This is a genomic window from Arthrobacter sp. TB 26 (assembly GCF_000427315.1).
In the GTDB taxonomy this organism is placed as follows: Bacteria; Actinomycetota; Actinomycetes; order Actinomycetales; family Micrococcaceae; genus Arthrobacter.
This window is the reverse complement of sequence record NZ_AUPJ01000486.1, coordinates 1-3,669: the sequence shown is the minus strand read 5'-3', so window position 1 is coordinate 3,669 and position 3,669 is coordinate 1. Positions and strand designations below refer to the sequence as shown.

The following is a 3,669-nucleotide window of genomic DNA, read 5'->3' as shown; positions in this document are numbered from 1 at the left end:
CGAGTACCGCCCGGACCGGGACGGGATGGCCTGGTTCTCCGCCTTCCTCCCAGCCGACACCGCGGCGGGGATCTGGGACCGGACCACCGCCGCCGCCCGCGCCCTCCAGGGCCCGGACGAGGCCCGCACACTCACCCAGCTCCGCGCCGATGTCGCCGCGACCTGGCTGCTCACCACCGGCACTGACGGAGAGGGCGTGGGTGGGGGTGTGCCGTCGCCGCGGGCGCAGGTCCTGATCACCGTCCCGGTCCTGTCCCTGCTCGGCGCAGGGGAGGAACCGGCCCTCCTGGACGGGTACGGGCCGATCCCGCCCTCGATGGCCCGCCGCCTGGTCGCCGAAGGCGCGGATTCGTTCTACCGGGTCCTGGTTGACCCGCGGGACGGGGCGCCGCTGGAAATCGGCCGGTCCAGCTACCGGGTGCCGACGGCAGTGCGGCAGTGGCTGCGGCTCCGCGACGGAAAGTGCCCGTTCCCGGGCTGCAACAACCAGTCCCTGGACAACGACGCCGACCACCTCCTGGCCTGGGCCGACGGTGGCACCACCGGGATCGCCAACCTCGGCCAGCCCTGCCGCAAACACCACCGCCTCAAACACAGTTCGGCCTGGACACCGGCCGGGGCCAGCAAAGACGCCCCGCCCGGCTGGACGTCCCCGTCCGGGCGGCACTACGCCAGTGAGCAGCAGGACTGGGAACCGCCCCGCTGGCCACCGGGAGTCCTGGCCACTGAATTGGTCCCGGATACGCAAGCAGACCTGAATGACGACAATGATGCCGCGTTGCGCAAGGGCCCCGATTCGGACCAGGAACTGAAACCGGATCAGGAACAGGAGCTGCCCGCCGATCCCTTACCGGAGTGGGACCGCTTTATCTCAGAGCACTCGCTCCGCGCCGGGGACACTGACGACCACGGATTGCGGCAGACACCTGCCTACCCCCAACCGCCATCTTCACTTTCCTTGGGCTCAGCCGCCCGGTCTTAGCCGGACGCTGCTTGGCCGGACGTTCGTAGCAGCAGGAAGGCCAGGACCGGCACCAGACGGTGCGCGCATCCTCGCCTTCCGCTACGGGGCCTTACTCAGGCCCAGCCTAGCCAGCGTCGAAGGCTTCCTCATCATCGTCGTCGCGGTCCTTGGGGGTCTTGTCCTCGGGCAGGTCCGTTCCCGATCCGTCGGGCAGGCCGGCCGCGTCCTGGCCGGGCTCCGAGGAGAACGGCCGACCGGCGTCGGGCTTTTCGGTGTTGGTCTCGTCCATTTCCGCTTCCGCGGACGGCATGGCGGCCCCGGAATTCCCGGCGGTGTCGGCGTCGTAGCCGGGGGTAGTGCTGGCGTTTTCTGAACTCATTAGTTCCTCCGTTCCTCCGAAGCGTCCTGCTCCGGGCTCTCCTGCACTGTCCTTGTCTTCGGCCACGGGCGCTGACCCGGGCCTGCGAACCGGCCCCCGTGAAGTAAACAATTCCACCCTACCTGCAAAGTCATCAGCACCCTTAGTACCAGCTTGAATTTCGTATGGTTCAAGCCTAGGTTGAGTGTTAGCTGCCACCGCAGCCTGATCCGCATCCACCCGGAGGCGCGCCCGTGTCCGATCCAGAGCCAGTGTCCGCTCCACGTGCAGAGTCCGCTGCAACGAAGCCCGCGACGGACCGCCGAAACGAGTCGGCCATCGAAAAGCTGGACCGCAACTGGATGGAACTGCTGCAGGAACTCCGGGTGCTGCAGACCGGGGTACAGATCCTTGCGGGGTTCCTGCTGACCCTGCCGTTCCAGTCGAGGTTCGAGACGCTGGACGATTTCCAGACCACCCTCTACCTTGCCAATGTGGCGCTGGCGGCCCTCACCACGGCCCTGATCCTGCTGCCCGTGAGCGTGCACCGCCGCCTGTTCCGCCTGCATCTCAGGGCCGCCCTTGTCTCCAGCGCGGACAGGATCGCGAAGGTTGCCCTGGCCGGCATCGGGCTCCTCAGCGTCGGCACCTCCGCGCTGGTTTTCGACGTCACGGCCGGCCGTGCTGCGGGGCTCACTGCCGGGGCCGTGCTGTTGGCGGTGCTGCTGCTCCTGCTGGTCTATGTGCCGAGCAGGCTCCGCCGGCAGGCCGACCAAGGGAAGACTTCATGACGAACACCGCCAGCCAGGAACGCAGCAAACTGCCAGGAGGAACCGTGAGCAAGTGGGTCAAGGAACACGGGCTGCTGCTGGCCAATGTCGGCCTTTTCCTGGTGTTCTTCGGCGGCATGGTCTTCAGCGGGGCCGCCGACTACAGCGAGGACCAGATCGCCCACGGCCAGCCGGCCGTGACCCTGCTGGGCTACCTCGGCACCGGGGCATTCCTCGAGGCGACCTTTGAAAACTGGGAGTCCGAATTCCTGCAGATGGGCATGTACGTCATCCTGACGGTATTCCTCTTCCAGAAAGGATCCTCGGAGTCGAAGCCAATGGGCAAGGCGGCCCCGCAGGATGAGGACCCCCGCGTCGCCGCCCTGAAGCCAGCCACCCCGTGGCCGGTGCGGCACGGCGGGTGGGTCCTCAAACTCTACGAACACTCCCTGTCGATCATGTTCCTGCTGCTGTTCCTGGCATCGTTCGCGCTCCACGCGATCGGTGGCAGCGAGGAATACAGCGCCGAGCAGCAGAGCCACGGACAGCCGCCCGTGACCGTCCTCGGCTACCTCGCGACGAGCCGTTTCTGGTTTGAGTCCTTCCAGAACTGGCAGAGCGAATTCCTCGCCGTCGGCGTCCTCGTCGGCGCTTCGGTGTACCTCCGCGAGAGGGGCTCGCCGGAATCCAAGCCCGTCGCGGAGCCGCACTACGAGACCGGCGCCTGAGCGCTCAGGCGCCCTCGAGCACCTGGCTGGTGGCCCGGGCCAGGTACTTCGCGGCGTTTGCGACGGCGTCATCCGGGCTGCCGGCCACGTCCAGCAGTTGGGCCGCGGCCACCACACCGTGGTTGGCGAGGTCCTCCGGGGTGACCAGGATCCGCCCCGCGACCACAATCACCGGGATTCCAAGGCTGTGGGCGGCGTCGGCAAGCGCAATCGGCGCCTTGCCGGTCAACGACTGCGAATCCAGCGAGCCCTCACCGGTGATCACAAGGTCCGCCTCCGCGAGTTTGCCGGCCAGCCCGGTGAGACCGGCCACCAGCTCGAAGCCGCCTTCCAGGGCGGCGTTGCTGAAGGCCAGGAACGACGCCGGGAAGCCGCCGGCCGCGCCGGCCCCGGGAACGTTGACGTCACGTCCGGTGGATTGTCGCAGCACCGAAGCCCAGTTGCGGAGTCCGGCGTCGAGCAGTTCCACGGCCTCCCCGTCTGCACCCTTTTGCGGGCCGTACACATGGGCTGCACCGTCGCTGCCGAAAAGCGGATTCTGCACGTCGACGGCGATCCGGAACGTCACCGCGCCAAGCCGCGGATCGAGGCCGCTGACATCGAGCTGTGCCACGTCGGCCAGTGAGCCGCCGCCGAGGGGCACCACGTTGCCCGCGGCGTCGAGGGGCTTGAGGCCCAGTGCGCGCAGGGCACCGCTGCCGCCGTCGCTCATTGCCGAGCCGCCCAGGCCCAGCACGATCTCCGTCGCGCCGGCGTCGAGGGCGGCAGCGATCAGCTGGCCGCAGCCGTAGCTGTGCGCCCGCAGGGCGTTGGCCGGGGTGGGGTCCATGTGGGCCAGGCCGGAGGCCT

General features: G+C 68.4%; 5 protein-coding genes. 3 read left to right on the top strand and 2 right to left on the bottom strand.

Going from position 1 to position 3,669, the window contains the following annotated elements:
- On the top strand, positions 1-982 hold a 982-nt coding region (locus tag K789_RS0118950; RefSeq protein WP_024368125.1), incomplete at its 5' end, for an HNH endonuclease signature motif containing protein.
- Positions 983-1,088: 106 nt separating this feature from the next.
- On the opposite strand, the gene K789_RS24195 is transcribed toward K789_RS0118950, so the two are convergent.
- Complete coding sequence (locus K789_RS24195) at positions 1,089-1,343, bottom strand: hypothetical protein (protein ID WP_024368124.1); 255 nt, start codon at positions 1,341-1,343, stop codon at positions 1,089-1,091.
- A 251-nt stretch (positions 1,344-1,594) separates the two neighbouring features.
- On the opposite strand from K789_RS24195, the gene K789_RS0118940 reads away from it, so the two are divergent.
- A complete protein-coding gene (locus tag K789_RS0118940) occupies positions 1,595-2,113 on the top strand; it encodes a DUF6328 family protein (RefSeq protein WP_024368123.1) in 519 nt (172 codons plus the stop codon).
- A complete protein-coding gene (locus K789_RS0118935; protein ID WP_051181166.1) occupies positions 2,110-2,820 on the top strand; it encodes a DUF6766 family protein in 711 nt (236 codons plus the stop codon). The genes K789_RS0118940 and K789_RS0118935 overlap by 4 nt, the downstream gene beginning before the upstream one ends.
- A 4-nt stretch (positions 2,821-2,824) precedes the next feature.
- Here the strand turns inward: K789_RS0118935 and K789_RS0118930 are convergent.
- Positions 2,825-3,669: glycerate kinase (locus K789_RS0118930; RefSeq protein WP_024368121.1), on the bottom strand; the 845-nt coding region annotated here is incomplete at its 5' end.